This is a genomic window from Sneathia sp. DSM 16631 (assembly GCF_014892235.1).
Taxonomy (GTDB): Bacteria; Fusobacteriota; Fusobacteriia; order Fusobacteriales; family Leptotrichiaceae; genus Sneathia; species Sneathia vaginalis.
The window spans coordinates 1-247 of record NZ_JADBHL010000053.1 but is presented as its reverse complement, the minus strand read 5'-3'; the positions used below and the strand labels follow the sequence as shown (position 1 = coordinate 247).

Annotated in this window: 1 protein-coding gene; it reads right to left on the bottom strand. The window is 30.0% G+C overall.

Going from position 1 to position 247, the window contains the following annotated elements; genetic code table 11:
• Nucleotides 1-247, bottom strand: a 247-nt coding sequence (locus tag IMK15_RS06385; RefSeq protein WP_192942296.1) for a hypothetical protein, incomplete at both ends; no start/stop codon positions are given.

The window sequence follows — 247 nt, the reverse complement described above, 5'->3', positions numbered from 1 at the left end:
TCTTTCTTTTCAAATGGGAATGTAGTCTTTGAAGTTAATGATACTTCTGCACCATTACTGAAGCTATGAGCTAATTGTCCTTCTAATTCTACATTACCTTTTTTGAAGTTTAATGATCCATCTGCTTCATATTTAGCTTTAGGATTTAATGTTCCTTTTACGTATGATTTAATTCCAGCAAATTCTGGTAATTCATATTTAGCGTATACACTTGAATTGTCTAATAAGTTTTCTGTATACATTTCAG